A 17,001-nucleotide genomic window follows, 5' to 3' on the forward strand; every position below is an offset into this window, starting at 1 on the left:
GCGTAGATTAGTTGGTGGTTGAACCCGAAGTACCGACGATGCCCTGAACAGCAGCATTCACACCCGATGTGATTGTACCGGTGTTGACCGCACCAAGTGCAGTTGTCGACGCGGATGCAAGTACACCGTTCACGTTGTTCATCGTGTTGGAGATCGAACCATCAACAGCGGTCATGTTCGATGCAATGTTCAGCACCAGAGCGCCGTTATCGACAGTACCACCCAGTTGTTGCATCACAGAGGACACGGCCTGTGTCGACGTGGTTTTTGCGTCATCCACGGTGGAGTTCACACCGAGAGTGATGTCGCCGGTGTTCACAGCGCCAAGTGCGGTTGTGGACAGAGCACCAAGATCGTAGGTCGGCAAGTTGAATTCATATGCAATCGTAGTGCCCGCTGTCGAAGACTGGGTCGCATCAGCAATAGCGCTGGTCACGCCTTCGATGACGTTTGTGATCGAACCGTCGATGCCGCCACCTTGCGTTTGGAACGAGGTGTAATTGTCAGCAATATCGTTCTCAGCAGCAGTTACAGCTTCAGCCATAGTTGAATAGGTGTCACTGCCATATTGGTAGCCGATGATGGTTCCTGTCCCAGCAAGTGCATCGATCGAATCCAGTGCAGCATTCAAAAGGATATCATACTGACCTTCAGAAATGATATCGCCGTTTGCATCCATATATGCAGTTGTCGTTCCACCGCCGAGGTTTTCAGCGATGTTCGCAAAAGTGCCGTTCAGTTCTGTGGATGTCGCTGCATCCAAAGAAGTCAGCACACGCTCCAGAACGGATTGTGCGGACGCTGCGCCCGACATTGCGATCAGTGCGACGGCGGTAGTAGCAAGAAGCTTTTTCATAGTGATGTCCTCGTTTGTGCCTGTTCTTCCCTCGAGAACAGGCCGTCCTTAAATAGGGCATATTCGAGGGCCCCGTTTGAGTTGTGGTGTATGACCACAAACCTTTCTTTGCGGGTCTCGCAAAGAAAACTGGATGTAGAAGGATGCATCATGGCTTTCCCTCCACGTTTGATGGTTTAGCCGGGCTGGATGGGGGCGCCGGATCCGTCGCCGTTTCGGGCGCGATCACAGCCTCTTCCTCATCCTTCGGAGCAATTTTTACAGCGAGCGCAATTTCTGCGGCTGAGCCTGCGCGGATCGCCTGTTCGACAAGCGTCGCGGCGGCATCGCCTACGGGACCAGTCAAACCCACACTGGCCCCAGCGCGCAGATCGCGAATGGCAATGGACAGGTAGATTTTGCCCTTCTCAAAGGCTGTTTGCGCGGCCTGAGCATTTTTCTCCGACACGACAGTATCAAACATCGATATGGCGCGTGCCGCCTGTGTCGTAACGTTGTTGGCAAGCTTGCGTGCCTCGGCGGACAGCTCAACCGGAGCGGCTGTCGTCATTTCTGCACGCATCTCAGCGACTTCTTGTTCAGAAGGCGGACGAGCCGCCTCTACCTCTGAGGCAATTGCCCGCAAGGATGCGCGCCCAGCAGGATCTTCCCAGACCAAGTCTTCTGCAATTGTCGCAGTCAGCTTTGCATTGCATTCGCCAGCACTTTCCGCTGCGTCACTTGCTTGTAAAAGGAGCTGATATACGCCGTAGTAAAGCATCTGCCGGAACACAGCATTGGTGGCTTCGCGTTCCATTGCGCCTGCCGAAATATCAACGAGGCTGGTGTCAAAGAACCGGCCAATCGCAAAGCCAATTTCTTTGCCAACGAGTTGTTTTTGAACTGCAATATTTGCGACAATTTCCCCGGTCAGCGCATTGGTCATGGCCAGATCCATTCCAACCAACAAACGGTTCTGCCGCGCTTTCGGCCCAACCCCCGAGACGGTCACAGACGCCCCGGCTCCTGGAATAAAATCGAGACTGTTGATACTTCCCGTGATGAAAAGATCCGCGGGCTTCATCGACTTTATATCCCGGATACCCCAGTTGTGCTCAGTCGCAGCAATGGCCGGATCGCGCCGGTTTACGACCTGCACACCTGCATTAAACAGGGCGGTCTGGATCATATCCCCGGCACCCTGCGTGACCATTTTCCCGCTGCCTGCGTCGGCATAGCTTTCTTTGCCGGTCGCATCATTGATGGCACCAACCGCGAAGGTCAGCGATCTCGGTGCGCGGTTGCCAATGCACGCGAGCGCGTCGTCATATGCAGTCTCGACACGGCGGACGGGTGGCCCATCAACCATGAATACATCCTGATCCATTGGCGCCACAGCCTGTCCAAGGCTGGCACATCCTGAAAGGAGAGCGACAACACTTGCGATGAATGGAAACGGTCTCACGTAGCCCCCAAACACAAGATTAATTACATATTCCCGCTGCAAAAGCAGCGAGCGCATCGGCAAGATCAAGGACCGAAAGAGGCGACACATCCGGTGCGGTGTCGCCTTCAGGGGTCTGTAATGATGACAAGATAGATGCATCAATACAGCCGCTGTTGTCGGCCGTGTTGTCTGCGGTAATGATGTTGCCATCGCCCTCCACCGACACATCCGTCGTGCCTGTGTTTAGAGATCCAACAGCATAGGTCTGCTGACCGATTTCGTCACCAATCTGCAAATCAGTCGTGACATCACCATCCGTTGTCACCTCAACGTAGCCAGTGCGGTTATCGTTTGTAATGTAGTAGTTCGTTTGTGCCGCAGCCGTCGGGTTTTCGGCGTCGTTAATCACCTGCGCTTGCTGCAACACGAGACTACGGTCAGATGCGCTCGGAAACGCATAGCTTCCCGACCAATTCTGTCCAGACGTACTATAGGTTTGGCCCCATGCGAGGCATGGAAGCACAGAAAGGCCGAGAACGAGTTGTTTCATTTTACGCGCCCAAGATTGGGCGTTGTAACGCTACCATCACGGTGGATCGTGATGCTGCCCGCCGTCACAGCTGCATTGTCTCCGTCTTTTCCAGTGTCATTGGGCGCATCTGTCATACTCACTTCAGATACAGACACGTTTCCGGTACTCGCACTCTGCGCCAGCGTCCCACCAGAAACCACTTCGGAAGCCTGCGCGGTTCCTGCTTCTGCGCTCTCAGCTACAATCTCTGGAGTGCCCGCCGGTGATGGAATATTGTTTGGAACACTTTGCGTAGACCGCACGCTGCCATCGGAAAGGCGCACCGCTGGCACGACGTAGAAATTCGTTACCGGGCATTCGTCCGGGTATTGTGTCATTTTGCCATTCGTCGCGACATAGGTGTCGCTCAAAACATAGTATTCGCCATCGACGACAAAGAAGGAGTCTTCGACTGATTTCCCTGCTTTATCTGCGATGCAATACGGATCTTGCATTGTCATACTCAAGGTCTGGCCACACGCAGAAAGCGTTGGGATCGCCAGAATTATGGCACTAAGTCGGGTGTTCATGATATTCTCCACGCGTTTCTGTAAGGCTACGACACCACGCAGGAAGAGACCGGAACACATTCGCGCAAAGGGATGTTCTTAAGATTGAAAATATCGCGTTAGTTTTTCATTTCAGCCCGAATTAAGTTTTTTTAACTTTTATATTATTTAAAAATCTAAAGTTTTCACTCCTATGGAAATTCTAGGGCTGTTGATGTTCATCTGATTTGAATGATTGATACGGCTAGGGTGTGGACTCAATTGAGCCAACATCTGATTGCAAAGATATGGACCATCGACAGGAAGTTGCGTTTCAACTTTTCGTATCTCGTTGTTAGCCTTCGCATGTCTTTCATGCGGCAGAAGAACCGCTCTACAAGGTTTCGCTGGGCGTAGATGTCGGGGTCATGTGGGATGTGGATGCGGGCGTTTGACTTGGATGGGATCACTGCCAATGCGCCTTCGTCAGCGATGGTTTGGCGGATGGCTTTTGAGCCATAGGCTTTGTCTGCGACGATAGCTGTCGGCTGTTTTTGCCAGCCGACAAATGAACCAAATACCTTGCTATCATGCGTTTGTGCGCCTGTAATCGCGAACCGTAGAGGCAGGCCGCGATGGTCTACGGCGACGTGAACCTTGCTGCCGCGACCGCCGCGTGAGCGTCCAATACCTTGCGCCAACTCCCCCCTTTTGAGCCTGCTGCCGCCCGGTGTGCCTTGACGATTGAACTATCAATGAAGATCAGCGCATCCTCACATTCCGTCGCCAGCACATCAAATATCCCTTGCCAAATCCCGCGCTCACCCCAGCGGACATAGCGGTTGTAAACTGTCGTGCGCGGGCCATACCGTTCCGGCAGATCGCGCCACGGCGCCCCCGTGCGCAGAACATAGAAAATGCCATTCAAGACTGTTCTGTCATCCTTGCGCTGCGGACCGCGCCCTTGTTTGGGTAAATGAGGCCGGATTGCAGCCCATTCTTCGTCGCTCAGATCAAATCTCGCCATCATGCACCTGTTTTCCGCAGATGAATCATGAAGAGCCCATTTCAGCAAGACAAGGAATTGGGGTCACACCCTAGTGAAATGAACGCCTTGAAGCTCTGGTCGGTCTTGCACGAGCGCATGGCGATGCCTCTGTTTTCCTTGAGCTTTCCGAAATGGTTTTCGATCAGATGACGCCATTTGTAGGTTTCCTTGTCGAACTCGGCAGGAAAGCGGCGGTTGGATTTTGGCGGAATGACCGGGGCAATGCTACGTTCGGCCAGCGCGGTTCGGAGCCAATCGGCTTCGAAGGCGCGATCCGCAAACAGGTGATCTGCGGCGAGGGTGTCGATCAACTCCGGCACGCCGCGCAGGTCATGCGCTTGCCCCGGCAACAGGCGGAAATCGACAAGGTTGCCAAGCGCATCGGTCAGGGCAACGATCTTCGTCGTCATGCCGCCGCGCGAGCGCCCTATGGCCTGGCTCTGCGTCCCCCTTTTGCGCCCTGGCCGGAGCGGTGGACCTTGACGATGGAACCGTCCATTGCCCGGCAGATGAATGAAATATTCACCGAGAGGGGATCATCGCGTATTCGAAATCGGCGTCCGCAGCCAAGGTTCTGAACATGCTGTAGAAAGCGTCAGCTTTCACCCACCGCCGGAACCGCTTGAAGACAGAATTCCACTTCCCGAATTCGACGGGCAGTTCCCGCCATTGCGCACCAGTTCGCACAATCCACAACACAGCTTCCATGAACAGGCGTGGATCGCGTCCGGTTTGGCCGGGATCTGTGGCCTTGCCGTGCGACGAATGCGGCCTGACGGCGTTGTACAACCGAACACCAGAACACCCACGTTATCGATCGGCGCGAGGTTCTTTATCGATGGCACCCTTGGTTTGGCCGATCGGTTTATATCCATGAGGTGATCGACAAACCTAGTGTGGCAGTTTTTCGATGTAACCTCACTGGCGGTCGGTCTGACCGGTCTCTGGAAGTTCCTGTCTGGATGTTTGACCGGGCCGCATGTGCCGGCTGTCGCGGTGTCGATACGGCACATGTTGGTCTGGATACCCTGACGGTGCTTGCGGATTTGGTCAGCCATGCCGACCGTAGCTCATTCGATAAATCCGACTCCGCATCATGCGCTGGCGCAGCATTGGACTCTGAACCAACGATTCGGAGGTCGGCCAATGCCGCGCAAAACGATGACGACACAACTCGAGCTGTTTCCGCAGACCCAGTCCACAGCTGCGCCACCAATCCCGCCTTGGCAAAGCCTGCCCGACGACACGCGGCAATCGTTAACGCGGCTGATGGCGCGCCTGATGGTGGAACATGCGGGCACGACGGACGGGGAGAGCTATCATGAAGCATGAGAAGATCGGGCCGCAGCACCTGGAGCGCAAGGCGATCCTCTACGTTCGGCAGTCATCAGCCCATCAGGTCCTGCACAACCGGGAAAGCAGCACTCTGCAATATGCGATGCGGGAGCGGCTGTCCGATCTGGGTTGGAGCCGGATCGAGACCGTGGATGACGATCTTGGCCGGTCTGCCGCCGGCGGCGTCGAGCGGGCAGGCTTTGACCGGATGATTGCAGATGTGTGTCTGGGAAAGGTCGGTGCCGTTGCCGCACGCGAAGTATCCCGCTTCGCGCGCAACAGCAGAGACTGGCAGCATCTCGTAGAGATGTGCCGCGTCGTCGATACGGTGTTGATCGATCAGGAGACGGTATATGCGCCGCGCGATGGCAATGACCGCCTGTTGCTGGGCTTGAAGGGCAGCCTGAACGAATACGAACTCGATCTCCTCAGACAACGTTCCCTTGCGGCACGCTATGAGAAGGCACGGCGCGGCGAACTTGTCGTCGCTGCTCCTGTCGGGTTCGTGAAGGCTGGCGACAGGCTTGAGAAGGATCCGGATCGTCGCGTGCAAGATGCCATAAGTCTGGTATTCGACAAGGTCGCCGAGCTGGGGAGCGCGCGGCAGGCCCTCATGTGGTTTATTGAGCATGGTCTTGAACTGCCCTGCCTTCGCAAGCAGGGTGAGGTGGTCTGGCGGCGGCCAACATACGCCACCATCCATCGCATGATCGTCAACCCGGCTTATGGCGGGGCCTATGCCTACGGCAAGACCCGGACTTCGATAGGGTTTGGGGCATCCGCTACGCGCAGGAAGGATCGCGATGAGTGGCTGGCATTGAAGCCGGGCGCGCACGAAGGATACGTGAGTTGGGAGAAGGCAGAGGCGATCCGCAGAATGGTCAGCGACAATGTCCCTCAGAGCCGACATCACGGCGCGGCCAAGCATGGTTCCGCACTTTTGGCCGGACTTCTGCGCTGCCGGCGCTGCGGACGTAAGTTGACGGTTCGCTACACCGGTAAGAAGCATGATATCCCGCGTTACTCTTGTTGGCGTGGAATCTTGGACAATGGCGAAGCGCGCTGCATCGCTTTTGGCGGATTGCGGGTCGATGATGCCATTGAACATGCGCTCTTGCAGGTGGTCAGCCCCGGCGCGATCGCCGCCGCTGAAGCGGCCGCCCGGCAAGCGGTATGTCAACGGGATCAGGTTCGCGATGCGCTCAGCCGTGATCTGGAGGCCGCGCAATATGCGACTGACCGTGCATTCCGACAGTATGATGCATCGGACCCTGAGAACCGCTTGGTGACTGCAGAACTGGAAGCCCGTTGGAACCGGATGCTTCAACGGGTCCAGGAGATCGAGCAGAAGCTCGCGCACCACGATACGACTACCTCGCATGCGACAACGCTACCGGTGGAAGACCTGGCAGCCTTGGGGAGCAATCTTGAGCGCGTCTGGTTTGCGCCGGGCACGGACGCTAAGCTCAAGAAGCGGATTGTCCGCACGGTAATCCGTGAAGTAGTGGCAAATCTTGACGACAATGCATCCGAGATCGTCCTGTTGGTTCATTGGGCCGGCGGTGCCCATACAGAAATCCGCCTGCCAAAGCGCCCGCGAGGACAGCGCAATGCAACACCACCTGATATTGTTGAAGCCGTCCGCCAGCTTGCGCGGATCGCCAGCGACTGTGTCATCGCCGGTGTCTTGAACCGGAACGGTCTTGCCACCGGAAACGGCAACCGCTGGACCAAGGAACGGATCACAGCACTACGGTCCTACCGCAAGATTCCCGTATTCAAGGTTGAACCCAATGGTCTCGATCCTTGGCTCAACCTCTCCAACGCGGCCAAGCTTCTTGGGGTGGCACCAAAAACGTTGCGGTTGGCAGCAGAAGCAGGTGAAATCAAAGCTGAACACCCGCTCGCTGACGGACCGTGGATATTCGAGCGAACGGAACTGTCAAAACCGGCGGCACAACGTCTCAACAATCGGGCCCGAAAAAACCCAAAACACCCCGCAGTATCACATCCAGATCAACAAAACCTATTTCCTTCAACAGCATAGAAAGATGGGCGTAATGAAGCAAAGTTGTAGTCGTATCGCCAAAGTGAGCTACTCCCCATCCGCTGGACACCTATCCATCTTCCCTGCCGTGCCGTATCCTGTGCTCTTGAGTTCGGCCGAACATGGCTGCGGAAGGCGCGTCCTAGATTTCAGGTTTTCGACCAGGTGCCGGAACTGGGTTTCATTGAGCGTCACTCGATAATTTGAGTGTTATTTGCCAAATTAATTTTCTCGGCAGTGCCTAGTGGAGTTGAGCTTCAGCGGAAAACCTTACCCACAAGATTCGTAAGCATTTGTTTTTAAACAACAATGAAAAGAGAAAAAACTTCGCACCTGAGCATTTTCAGCCACGCGCGCAGATCTTCACCCCCAGTGATCCTGAGTTTGAGCGCCTGACAGGCTTCACCCTTTATGATAGGAACGTGACCCCAATGCCGAACGGGTACGCCGTCGAAGAGCCTTGAGGCCAATTGCCCTACTTTCAACGGCGGCCCGGTAGGGCCGCCGTTTTGTCGCAACATTAGACATAAGAAGTCGTATATTTTATGTGAATAGCCAAGAAACCATAATGTTCAGTGCCGGACCGTAGCTTTCACCATCTCGTCTGTTTCCAGACGCAACACCCCGCTCCACAGAAGTGTCTTGAAATACATCCAATCATGTCGGCTCCCGCCCTTTACCTCATGAACTGAAACCAGCCCCGCCCATTCCAGCGGCTTCAGCACATAGCTTGAGAAAATCGCCATCCCCCGCCAGCCCGCGTTTCCCCAATCTGGCCCCTCCCCGTAGAACAGTCCGTAGATCTGCTTTTCAGACTGTCCGGCTTCCAGTTCGACATTCATGACATTGAGCCAGACATCCCAATTCCCGATGGGCCGCTCATCAAGCCGGGCATATGACGAATGGTCCACCTCTAGGATGAAGAACGGCATCAGCTCATGGAACAGTTGTGCCGGGGATTTCAGCAGGTCCTTCCCTTTCTTGGTCAGGAGGAACTTGCCCTTGTAGTGGCGCCCCAGTTTTCGTTGAAGCAACAGGAAATGCACGATCTGGATTGATGGGAACTCGTATTCATTGACAACCTTGCTGACGCTGAAGGCCTCCTCAAGGCCGAATCCCGGCCAATTGACATGTTCGACGGCCCAGTGGACAAACTTGCGCTGGAATGCCTTTGTGGCTGTCAGGCCGATGCCACCGTTCTCGGCGGCATACTTCATGGTGTACTGCGCCGCCCTAAGCAACGGAGACAGGCGCAGTGCCGGATGGTCATCGGGAAGTTCAAGAAACTCGATCATGGAAGAACTTTGGCCTCCTATTCGCGGTTTGACCAGACATCAAGCTGCTTGGCCAGTCCCTGATGGCTCGAGACCTCGTCCGCCAGGCTGCCGAGAACCAGATTCGTATCGCTGTGCTGAACGGCGACACCGCGCTTGGCATAGGCCACCAACTAATCGTCATTACCGTCTTGGGAGCTCGGCTTCGGTTCTAAAGAGATCCAGACAAATTCTCCCGTCCTCTTGCTTCTGAACAGCGCCACCCGGTCCCGACGGAGCTTTCGGAACGGCATGTTCTCGCGCTGCAATTCCATTGCTGAAATCTCTCCGCGGGCCAGTCGCTCTTCGTCGCGCGCACGCGAAAGCGCTTTCTGCTTTTGACGTTCTTCAAAGGAAAAATACTTAGGCTCGTCACCATCAAACATGTCGGTCTCCATCAGCCTGCAAAATGCGATTGCGCCAAGCGGACAAGAGCAAGGAAAGTTTGGTCATGTCATCCAGCGACGGGCATCCGGGCATACCAACTTGCAAGAAATCTGGTCCTGCGTCACTCACGCCGAGACCGCGAGCCACCTTCGCCTCAAGATCAGCGAAAGGACACGACAGTTGGTACCAGCGAGAGGCAGTCCGCGCCCACCCATGCGTTGGATTGATCCCAACGAGCTGGGAGGTCGTGATCCATCTCGATCCGAGGCGGGGATGCCCCGAGACCATGCCGAAAAGAAACGGTGAGCCCTTGGGCGTTACAAAGGCGCGCCAATGGTTAAGCGCAGGTGCATTGACGAGATCGGATGCGGACGGGCCAGCGTCAGCAGCGGCCAGCGCAGCGACCAGCTTTTGTTTCCAAAGTTTCTGAGCAAAGATAGAAGGCATGGAATGTCTCCAAATAGAATAAGGGGATGGGGTGTTGTGATCAGGAAACTCGACGTCGGCAAATTTTATGCTTGGCATTGGATATCCTCGCTGAAGCGGGGTGACCGACATGCATCTTCTGCTTGAAGCAGATCGCTATCGGCTGTGTGGTTTTAGAGCCGTTTCCCAAGGTATTTCCTCTCTACTTTAAGATGTTGTCCACGCCTGACGACCAAGGAACGTAAGACGAACATTCCGAGGCAGAATGAGCGGGTCAACACCTCTTTTGGGAACACAGAAAAGCGGGGGTTTTTTTTCGCAAACGGGCTTATGCAGACAGGTTTGAGCCAAGCCGGATTTTGAATCAGTTTTTCGCAAGGCGATTTAGAAGCAATTATTTTCAGATTGCTCAGGCACCGTTCGGAAACATCACTTTAACGGGACGTTAAATTCCGAAACAAGCGCCTTTCGCTGCGGCACGATTCGCGATTGAGAATCGTAGTGTTAACCACCACTCCCCCCAAAAACCCACCCCAACATCAATGATCCAGAGGGCTACGGCATTGCTGATTGCCTCGGCCATCTCCAAGCCATACTCTCCAAAAAACGCAGGGAAACCGACATGCTCACAGGCACAATCCGCACACAGATCGATCAAACATGGAACACGTTTTGGTCGGGCGGCGTCTACAACCCGCTGTCCGTTATCGAACAGCTGACCTTCCGGCTGTTCATCAAGCGCCTAGATGAGCTCCACACCCGTGAGGAAAGCAAAACCGAGATGCTCGACACCGCAATGGACCGCCGCATCCCGCCTCGCCGGTATTGCCGAAGGTGGCTGCGAGACAGGCCTGCGCATCATTTGAACCACACATTCCGGATTTCATGATGTATGATCGCAAACATGACTGAATTTAAAACCCATTTCCCCCCGGTAAATGCCCGCACCCATGAGGCCTGCGGGCCGTCTGCTCTGTCCTTTGCCTTGGCTTTGGCCGGGCAGCTGGGGGCACGGTGCTGTGGCTGCGCGAGGCATGGTGGGGAGATCAGATCAACCCGGTCGGATTTGCCCCCTATCTCGACCCGCAAAAGCTGCTTTTGGCCTTGGCCCCGTCACATCTCGACCTGCTCGCCAGCGCCGAAGAGGCACTGCGCTCTGGCTCCGTGGCCCTTGTGGTGATGGAGATCACCAAACCCGTGGGCCTGACCGAGGGGCGGCGTTTGCAATTGGCAGCGCAAGAGGGCAACGCCACCGGCCTGTGCCTTTTGCCCGAGGGCATGGGCAGCAATGCTGCGCAAACCCGGTGGCACTGCGCCCCGGTTTTTGATGCCGCGCGCCCGGCGACAGACTCGACTCTGCAGCGCTGGGAAATTATAAAGAACAAATCAGGAACATTTAAGATTTGGACAGTGAAGTGGGATGCGCAAACGCGTCGTATCAGTGTGGTTTCCGAGGCTGCCCAGCGATAGGGTTCTGCGCGCACGCGCAGTTGACCGCACCGCTTTTGCGGCAACACAATCCCCTTTTGCGCTCACCCAGCATGAGAAAAACACCGATCGCATCTATTGCCTGAACCACGCCGCCGAAGCGCAGGGGCTGCATCGTGGCATGGGCCTGTCTGATGCGCGCGCCTATTGCCCCGCTTTGGAAAGCCGCCCCGCCAACCCAACCGCAGATGCGCGATTTTTGACCATGCTCGCGCGCTGGAGCAAACGCTACTGCCCTTGGGTGGGGCTGGATGGGCGCGACGGGTTGATGCTCAACATCGCCGGGTCGGCACATCTTTTTGGCGGTGAAGCGGGCTTGTTGGAGGACATGCGCGCACGACTGGCGCGCGCCGGGTTGACGGGTCATATTGCCGCCGCCAACACGCGTGGGGCGGCTTGGGCCCTGACCCATTTTGGCACATCGCACAAAGACGGCGAAGACATCGCCGGGTTGCCCGTCGCCGCGCTGCGCCTTGATCCCAAGACCGACACTGCGCTGCAACGGCTCGGCCTGCGCCTGATTTCTGATCTCACGGCCCTGCCCCGCGCCACGCTCGCCCGTCGCTTTGGCCCCGACCTTGTGCTCCGCCTTGACCAAGCAATGGGCACGCAGGACGAGGTGATTTCACCGCTGGGCGAAACGCCCCATTACGGCGTGCGCCTGACCTTGCCGGAGCCGATCGGTCTGCGCGACGATGTCATGGCGGGCACCGCGCGCCTGTTGGAGCGGCTCTGTGCCAAGCTCAAAGACCAGGACATGGGCGCGCGCCGTCTCATCCTAACTCTGCGTCGCGTCGATCAGGGGGCGCAGCAGGTCGAGCTGCGCCTTGCCGCGCCAATGCGTGAGGCGGCCCGGGTCTTGCCGCTGTTTGAGCGCGGTGTGGCCGAGGTCGATGCGGGCTTTGGCATTGACCAAATGCGTCTTGAAGCCACCCAAGTTGAACCTTTGCTCAAAAGCCAAATCACCCATGCCACAGCGGCGCGCCCGGAAGGCTTAGATGATCTGATCACCCGGCTTGGCAATCGGATCGGGCTCGACAATATTCAACGGTTTCTCCCCGCCGACAGCCACATCCCGGAGCGCAGTTTCAAACGGGTTGTGGCCGCTTATAGTGCCCCCGAAGGCCCTTGGGTCAGCCTGCGCCCCCGGCCTATCCGGTTGTTTGCGCCCGAACCGATTTCTGCCACGGGCCCCCGTCCGCCGGAGCGGTTCCGTTGGCGCAACATGTCCTTCACCACCGGGCATGTCACAGGGCCGGAACGCATCGCGCCGGAATGGTGGTTGCCGGAGGACACATGGCGCACGGGTCTGCGCGATTATTGGAAAGTGGACACCACACAGGGGCGGCGCCTGTGGTTGTTTTACACGCCACAAAACCCCGGCTGGTTTGTGCAGGGGGAATTTGCATGAGCGCACGCAATCCCGCCTTTGATCCCGGCTATGCCGAGCTGTGCGTCACCTCAAATTTCACCTTTCTTCGCGGTGCCTCGCATCCCGAAGAACTTGTGACCCGCGCGGCGGAACTGGGCCTGAGCGCCATTGCCATCACCGACCGCAATTCGCTTGCGGGCGTGGTGCGCGCTTACTCCGCTCTCAAAGAGCTGCGCCGCGAGTTCGGCGATAAGGCCGCCCTGCCACGTCTGATCATCGGTGCGCGCCTTGTGGTGCGCGACAGCGAGACGCATTGGGTTGCCCTGCCCCATGACCGCGCGGCCTATGCCCGCCTCACACGGCTTTTGACCCTTGGCAAACGCCGTGCGCCCAAAGGTGACTGTTATCTCGACCTGCGCGATCTGTGTGCGGGCTGTGCCGGCATGTCCCTGATCGCCCTGCCACAAACCCAGCTGCACAGCAGCCGCTCCGACATTCTCGCGCTCAAGAAGCACTTTCCGGCCCATGTCTTTTTGGGCGCTGTGCCGCGCTATGATGGCAGTGATCAGGCGCATTTCGATGCCTGCGCCCATCTGGCCCATCGCACCGCCGCGCCGATGGTTGCGGTCGGGGATGTGTTGATGCATCACGGATCGCGCCGCCAATTGGCCGATGTGTTGACCTGTCTGCGCCACCACATCCGCATTGATGACATCGGCACCCGCGCTCTGCCCAATTCTGAGCGCCGCCTCAAAGGGGCGACCGACATGCAGCGGCTCTTTGCCCGCCATCCCGCCGCCCTGCGTCGCACGGTGGAGATCGCCGCCAAATCGAGCTTTTGCCTCTCAGAGCTCAGTTATGAGTATCCCGATGAGATCGCAGGCGATGAGCCGCCACAAGAGCGATTGACGCGATTGGCGCGCGAAGGGCTCAAAACCCGCTACCCGAAAGGCGCGCCAGACAGCGCCATCGCCCAGATGGATAAAGAGTTGGCGCTGGTCAAATTGCTCAATTTCCCGGCCTATTTTCTGACTGTGCATGACATCGTGCAGTTCGCTCGCACGCAGGGGATCTTATGCCAGGGGCGCGGCTCTGCGGCCAATTCGATCCTGTGTTATTTGCTGGGCATCACCGATGTCAGCCCCGAAACGATCACCATGGTGGTGGAGCGGTTCGTCTCGGAACATCGCGGTGAACCGCCCGATATTGATGTGGATTTCGAACATGAGCGCCGCGAAGAGGTGATCCAACATATCTATGCCAAATATGGTCGCCACCGCGCCGGGCTTTGTGCCACCGTGATCCATTTTCGCACCCGCGCCGCGATCAGCGAGGTCGGCAAGGTCATGGGCCTGTCGCAAGACGTCACCGCCAATCTGTCGGGGCAGATTTGGGGCTCTGGCAATGGCGGCGCGGACCCGGAGCGGGTCAAGGAACTTGGCCTCGATATGAGTGATCCGCGTTTGGCGCTGACGCTCAAACTCATCGGCGAAATCATCGGCTTTCCGCGTCATCTCAGCCAACATGTCGGTGGCTTCATCATCACCAAGGGCCGTTTGGATGAGCTTTGCCCGATTGAAAACGCCGCCATGGAAGATCGCACCCTTATTGAGTGGGACAAGGATGACATCGACGCGCTTGGCATTCTCAAGGTCGATATTCTCTCCCTCGGGATGCTCACCTGTATCCGCAAAAGTTTTGATCTGATTGCGCAGCATGGTGGTCCTGCTTTGTCGATTGCCACTGTGCCCCAAGCCGATGCACCGACCTTTGACATGCTGTGCGTGGCCGATGCCATCGGCGTGTTTCAGGTCGAAAGCCGGGCGCAGATGAATTTCCTACCCCGGATGAAGCCGCGCAAGTTTTATGATCTGGTGATTGAGGTCGCCATCGTGCGCCCCGGCCCGATCCAAGGCGGCATGGTGCATCCTTATATCAACCGCCGGCAGGGCCGTGAGCCGGTGAGTTTTCCCTCCGCCGCTTTGGAAAACGTACTGGGCAAGACCCTTGGCGTGCCGTTGTTCCAAGAGCAAGCCATGCAAATCGCCGTGGTCGCCGCCGGATTTACCCCCTCCGAGGCCGACAAGCTGCGCCGCTCAATGGCGACGTTCCGGCGGATGGGCACCATTGGTCAGCTGCGTGACAAATTCATCTCCGGCATGTTGGCGCGCGGTTACACGCCGGAGTTCGCCAACAGTTGTTTTTCGCAAATCGAAGGCTTTGGCGAATATGGGTTTCCCGAAAGCCATGCCGCCGCCTTCGCCATGCTCGCCTATGTCTCCGCCTGGCTCAAACGCCATCACCCGGCGGCCTTTGCCTGCGGTTTGCTCAACTCACAACCGATGGGATTTTACGCCCCCGCTCAGATCGTGCGCGACGCCCGTGAGCATCAGATCGAGGTGCGCCCGATCTGCGTCAACACCAGCGCTTGGGACAACACTTTGGAGCGCCGATCCGATGGCAGCTTGGCGCTGCGCCTCGGGTTTCGTCAGATCAAAGGCTTTCGCGAAGAGGACGCCGGGTGGATCGTCGCGGCGCGTGGCAATGGCTATCCTGACCCGGAGGCGTTGTGGCTGCGCGCGGGCCTCGCGCCCGCCGTGCTCGAACGGCTGGCCGAAGCGGACGCTTATGCTGGGCTTGGGCTCGGGCGGCGCGATGCGCTTTGGGCGGTGAAGGCGATCAAAGGCACCGCGCCCTTGCCGCTGTTCAACGACCCGATTGAAGGCGAAGGCATTCACGAGCCACATGTCGATCTCCCGGCGATGCATTTGGGCGAGGAGGTGGTGGAGGACTATGTCGCGTTGCGCCTGTCGCTCAAAGCCCATCCGATGGAGCTTTTGCGCCCAAATATCCCCGACCTCACGCCCCATGCCGCTCTGCCCAATGTCCCTTTGGGGCGCCTCTCGGTCTGTGGTTTGGTGATCACACGGCAACGTCCGGGCACCGCCTCTGGCGTGGTGTTTTTGACCTTGGAGGACGAAACCGGCATCTCAAACGTGGTGATTTGGCCGAAAATTTACAAACAGTTCCGTCGCGCCGTCATGGGCGGGAGGCTCTTGCGCATCACCGGGCATTTGCAACGCGAAGGCATCGTGGTCCACCTCATCGCGCAAACCGTCGTAGACGTCTCGCATCACCTCAGCGATCTCGGCCACCCGATGGACGACGCTGTGGGACAGACGATGCCGCAGGCCGACGACGCGCCTCGCCCTCGCGCCCAACCCCGCGCCATGCATCCACGCGATCAGGCCAAGCGATTGTTCCCCAGCCGGGATTTCCATTGAGGGTAGAGAACGGCCCGAAGCTGCCTTCCGCTCAACACGCCGATGCCGCGCCGCAGCTTCACCAAACCGGCCATTCATCCATGGCGCAGCATTTTCGGAGGAAGAAGGTCGGCAGAGCGGGACAAAGCACCATTTCGCTGCACTGGTTGCCAATGTCCGTTGTTGTGAGTAACGAAATGCGAGAAGCGCAGGAAACTAAGATGAACAAATACGGATTGGCGGTAAGCGTTTGGCCCGGTTGTGGCAACAAGCGGCTGCTGTCGACCACCTGTAACATTTGCCAATGCAGATAGCTGGCAAAAGCCTGACTGCTTCGAAATCCGAACAGCGCCACGCGGCGTGCTGAGAGGATAGCATCCGCGATCTCATCGACCTCTGCGATGGACATGGACTTGCCCGTGTCCGTGAGATTGCGCGCGCCTTGAGCGAAATACAGATCAATAAGATCGGAGGCCGCATCCTGTTTCGTGCCAGAGAGATAGATCGCGGCCCCTGTGTTTTGCTCGGTCCGCACGTGGCGCCGGGCATCTTCATAACTGGCATAGCCGAGCCTCTGAACGAAACGGGACACCGTGGCGTTCGACACATTCGCCAGCTTTGCCAACTCGGACGCATTGTAACTCGCAAGCTCCCCTGGAAAACTCAGGAGGAACTCTGCAAGGCGGCGTTCTGTCGGCGGCATTCGAGAAAGATTTTCCCGCACCGCTCCAAGAAAAGATGATTTGCCCGTTTCATTCATATGGAGATTGAAAATATTTTTCCATATATATGCAATGAGATTTCCGGACTTCTCCGATTAAACTGGGCTGGCCGACAGTTGTCAGACTTTGCACAGCGCACGGGGGGCGTCTGATCCCGGACAGGGCGTGGCAGGTCAGCTTTTCCAACCCCACATTGGCCTTAAACTGATCTGCAAAATTCCTGCGCTTCACCATTCTCGTATCCCCTTGAAGGTTCAGG

The 17,001-nt window shown here is 57.2% G+C and carries 17 protein-coding genes and 1 pseudogene; 6 read left to right on the forward strand and 12 right to left on the reverse strand.

Annotated features, from left to right (window positions below):
* Positions 1–7 precede the first annotated feature (7 nt).
* The 7 genes and pseudogenes from DA792_RS09905 to DA792_RS09930 all read right to left on the reverse strand — a co-directional run bounded on the left by DA792_RS09905 (position 8) and on the right by DA792_RS09930 (position 5,178).
* Entirely contained in the window at positions 8–856 is an 849-nt protein-coding gene (locus tag DA792_RS09905; protein WP_107719802.1) for a hypothetical protein, read from the reverse strand.
* Positions 857–1,004: 148 nt separating this feature from the next.
* Positions 1,005–2,357 (reverse strand): CsgG/HfaB family protein, encoded by a 1,353-nt coding sequence (locus tag DA792_RS09910; protein ID WP_159075235.1) that lies wholly within the window; start codon positions 2,355–2,357, stop codon positions 1,005–1,007.
* The gene (locus DA792_RS22225; protein ID WP_159075236.1) at positions 2,320–2,832 is read right to left on the reverse strand and encodes a hypothetical protein; all 513 of its coding nucleotides are present in this window, start codon (positions 2,830–2,832) and stop codon (positions 2,320–2,322) included. The genes DA792_RS09910 and DA792_RS22225 overlap by 38 nt, the downstream gene beginning before the upstream one ends.
* Entirely contained in the window at positions 2,829–3,383 is a 555-nt protein-coding gene (locus DA792_RS09915) for a hypothetical protein (protein WP_159075237.1), read from the reverse strand. Before DA792_RS09915 ends, DA792_RS22225 begins: the two co-directional genes overlap by 4 nt.
* A gap of 236 nt (positions 3,384–3,619) precedes the next feature.
* On the reverse strand, positions 3,620–4,042 hold the full coding sequence (locus DA792_RS09920; protein ID WP_107719805.1) for an IS5 family transposase: 423 nt from the start codon (positions 4,040–4,042) through the stop codon (positions 3,620–3,622).
* Positions 3,982–4,371 carry an IS5 family transposase gene (locus tag DA792_RS09925; RefSeq protein WP_107719806.1) on the reverse strand — a complete coding sequence of 130 codons (390 nt, stop codon included), beginning with the start codon at positions 4,369–4,371 and terminating at the stop codon, positions 3,982–3,984. Before DA792_RS09925 ends, DA792_RS09920 begins: the two co-directional genes overlap by 61 nt.
* Positions 4,372–4,409: 38 nt before the next feature.
* A pseudogene (locus DA792_RS09930) lies at positions 4,410–5,178 on the reverse strand (IS5 family transposase).
* A 357-nt stretch (positions 5,179–5,535) separates the two neighbouring features.
* Between DA792_RS09930 and DA792_RS09935 the strand changes: the two are divergent.
* Positions 5,536–5,721 (forward strand): hypothetical protein, encoded by a 186-nt coding sequence (locus DA792_RS09935; protein WP_107719807.1) that lies wholly within the window; start codon positions 5,536–5,538, stop codon positions 5,719–5,721.
* A complete protein-coding gene (locus tag DA792_RS09940) occupies positions 5,711–7,771 on the forward strand; it encodes a recombinase family protein (RefSeq protein WP_107719808.1) in 2,061 nt (686 codons plus the stop codon). Before DA792_RS09935 ends, DA792_RS09940 begins: the two co-directional genes overlap by 11 nt.
* A gap of 572 nt (positions 7,772–8,343) precedes the next feature.
* Here the strand turns inward: DA792_RS09940 and DA792_RS09945 are convergent.
* From DA792_RS09945 to DA792_RS09955, 4 genes are read right to left on the reverse strand one after another with little or no spacing between them, the layout of a single operon-like run.
* Positions 8,344–9,066: a hypothetical protein gene (locus DA792_RS09945; RefSeq protein ID WP_107719809.1), complete on the reverse strand. Its 723-nt coding sequence runs from the start codon at positions 9,064–9,066 to the stop codon at positions 8,344–8,346.
* Between the two features lie 17 nt (positions 9,067–9,083).
* The gene (locus tag DA792_RS23085) at positions 9,084–9,218 is read right to left on the reverse strand and encodes a hypothetical protein (protein WP_302667023.1); all 135 of its coding nucleotides are present in this window, start codon (positions 9,216–9,218) and stop codon (positions 9,084–9,086) included.
* Complete coding sequence (locus DA792_RS09950; RefSeq protein ID WP_107719810.1) at positions 9,219–9,470, reverse strand: hypothetical protein; 252 nt, start codon at positions 9,468–9,470, stop codon at positions 9,219–9,221.
* The gene (locus DA792_RS09955; protein WP_254679671.1) at positions 9,463–10,029 is read right to left on the reverse strand and encodes a DUF6634 family protein; all 567 of its coding nucleotides are present in this window, start codon (positions 10,027–10,029) and stop codon (positions 9,463–9,465) included. Before DA792_RS09955 ends, DA792_RS09950 begins: the two co-directional genes overlap by 8 nt.
* 490 nt (positions 10,030–10,519) lie before the next feature.
* Between DA792_RS09955 and DA792_RS09960 the strand changes: the two genes are divergently transcribed.
* The 4 genes from DA792_RS09960 (at position 10,520) to DA792_RS09975 (ending at position 16,041) form a co-directional block, all read left to right on the forward strand.
* On the forward strand, positions 10,520–10,786 hold the full coding sequence (locus DA792_RS09960) for a type I restriction-modification system subunit M N-terminal domain-containing protein (protein WP_107719812.1): 267 nt from the start codon (positions 10,520–10,522) through the stop codon (positions 10,784–10,786).
* A 125-nt stretch (positions 10,787–10,911) separates the two neighbouring features.
* Positions 10,912–11,367, forward strand: a complete 456-nt coding sequence (locus DA792_RS09965) for an ImuA family protein (RefSeq protein WP_368074503.1) — start codon at positions 10,912–10,914, stop codon at positions 11,365–11,367.
* On the forward strand, positions 11,318–12,796 hold the full coding sequence (locus tag DA792_RS09970) for a Y-family DNA polymerase (RefSeq protein WP_107719813.1): 1,479 nt from the start codon (positions 11,318–11,320) through the stop codon (positions 12,794–12,796). The genes DA792_RS09965 and DA792_RS09970 overlap by 50 nt, the downstream gene beginning before the upstream one ends.
* On the forward strand, positions 12,793–16,041 hold the full coding sequence (locus tag DA792_RS09975; protein WP_107719814.1) for an error-prone DNA polymerase: 3,249 nt from the start codon (positions 12,793–12,795) through the stop codon (positions 16,039–16,041). The genes DA792_RS09970 and DA792_RS09975 overlap by 4 nt, the downstream gene beginning before the upstream one ends.
* A 58-nt stretch (positions 16,042–16,099) precedes the next feature.
* Here DA792_RS09975 and DA792_RS09980 read toward each other — a convergent pair whose 3' ends face one another.
* On the reverse strand, positions 16,100–16,780 hold the full coding sequence (locus DA792_RS09980) for a MurR/RpiR family transcriptional regulator (RefSeq protein WP_302667026.1): 681 nt from the start codon (positions 16,778–16,780) through the stop codon (positions 16,100–16,102).
* Between the last annotated feature and the right edge of the window lie 221 nt (positions 16,781–17,001).

Source organism: Celeribacter baekdonensis (genome assembly GCF_003047105.1).
Taxonomy (GTDB): domain Bacteria; phylum Pseudomonadota; class Alphaproteobacteria; order Rhodobacterales; family Rhodobacteraceae; genus Celeribacter; species Celeribacter baekdonensis_B.

Excerpts from the sequence above, each read along its gene's own strand:
- DA792_RS09905 (WP_107719802.1), bottom strand. The coding sequence starts at position 856 with ATGAAAAAGCTTCTTGCTACTACCGCCGTCGCACTGATCGCAATGTCG.
- DA792_RS09910 (WP_159075235.1), bottom strand. The coding sequence starts at position 2,357 with ATGCGCTCGCTGCTTTTGCAGCGGGAATATGTAATTAATCTTGTGTTT.
- DA792_RS22225 (WP_159075236.1), bottom strand. The coding sequence starts at position 2,832 with ATGAAACAACTCGTTCTCGGCCTTTCTGTGCTTCCATGCCTCGCATGG.
- DA792_RS09915 (WP_159075237.1), bottom strand. The coding sequence starts at position 3,383 with ATGAACACCCGACTTAGTGCCATAATTCTGGCGATCCCAACGCTTTCT.
- DA792_RS09925 (WP_107719806.1), bottom strand. The coding sequence starts at position 4,371 with ATGATGGCGAGATTTGATCTGAGCGACGAAGAATGGGCTGCAATCCGG.
- DA792_RS09935 (WP_107719807.1), top strand. The coding sequence starts at position 5,536 with ATGCCGCGCAAAACGATGACGACACAACTCGAGCTGTTTCCGCAGACC.
- DA792_RS09940 (WP_107719808.1), top strand. The coding sequence starts at position 5,711 with ATGAAGCATGAGAAGATCGGGCCGCAGCACCTGGAGCGCAAGGCGATC.
- DA792_RS09945 (WP_107719809.1), bottom strand. The coding sequence starts at position 9,066 with ATGATCGAGTTTCTTGAACTTCCCGATGACCATCCGGCACTGCGCCTG.
- DA792_RS09950 (WP_107719810.1), bottom strand. The coding sequence starts at position 9,470 with ATGTTTGATGGTGACGAGCCTAAGTATTTTTCCTTTGAAGAACGTCAA.
- DA792_RS09955 (WP_254679671.1), bottom strand. The coding sequence starts at position 10,029 with ATGTCGGTCACCCCGCTTCAGCGAGGATATCCAATGCCAAGCATAAAA.
- DA792_RS09960 (WP_107719812.1), top strand. The coding sequence starts at position 10,520 with ATGCTCACAGGCACAATCCGCACACAGATCGATCAAACATGGAACACG.
- DA792_RS09970 (WP_107719813.1), top strand. The coding sequence starts at position 11,318 with ATGCGCAAACGCGTCGTATCAGTGTGGTTTCCGAGGCTGCCCAGCGAT.
- DA792_RS09975 (WP_107719814.1), top strand. The coding sequence starts at position 12,793 with ATGAGCGCACGCAATCCCGCCTTTGATCCCGGCTATGCCGAGCTGTGC.
- DA792_RS09980 (WP_302667026.1), bottom strand. The coding sequence starts at position 16,780 with ATGAATGAAACGGGCAAATCATCTTTTCTTGGAGCGGTGCGGGAAAAT.